Below are 598 nucleotides of genomic sequence, written 5' to 3' on the forward strand. Positions count from 1 at the left end.
TACGTCGTCAGGCCGAAGCCCCATGCGGCAGTCACGTGAGGAGATTCTATGGGGTGGCGGAACCGACGACGTGTCGGCACCGTCGCAGCGGGCATGACTCTCGGCGTGAAAGCCAGCATGACGCTCCTGCCGTTCCTCCTGATCCCGTTGCTCACCGCGTGCGGCGACGACGAACCAGCCGCGCCGGTCGAACTCGAGTTCACCGTCCAGGCCTGGACCGGCGCGCAGCGTGAACAACCCGCACCGAGCACGTCGTCGGTCATCCTCGGCGAGTTCGAATCCTTCTCGGTGCCTGTTGCCGGCGAGGAACTGCTGATCACCGTCGTCAAGATCGACGACGACAAGATCCGCCTGGAGACCAGCAGGAAGATGGCGCCACGGGGAGACGGCGGCGGGATCAACCTCAACGACACCACCGACGAGTTCAGCCTCGACCGCGCCGATCAGGTCGAGTTCAGTACGCCGACCACCGACGCGGGTACGACGGTGACCGTTGCTGAGGTCAGCTGAATCATCCGTTGCTGAGGATCGCCAATTGCCGCGACTGCGCGATCAACCGCCCCTGGTCGTCCCAGAGCTCGACGTCCTCGTCGTGGTA

Annotated in this window: 1 protein-coding gene; it reads left to right on the forward strand. The window is 64.7% G+C overall.

Annotated elements, in window-relative coordinates:
• Positions 1 to 48: 48 nt before the first annotated feature.
• The gene (locus ACOADB_RS27230) at positions 49 to 510 is read left to right on the forward strand and encodes a hypothetical protein (RefSeq protein ID WP_378606477.1); all 462 of its coding nucleotides are present in this window, start codon (positions 49 to 51) and stop codon (positions 508 to 510) included.
• The last annotated feature ends 88 nt before the right edge of the window (positions 511 to 598 follow it).

The organism is Nocardioides sp. CPCC 206348 (genome assembly GCF_048654705.1).
Classification (GTDB): Bacteria; Actinomycetota; Actinomycetes; order Propionibacteriales; family Nocardioidaceae; genus Nocardioides.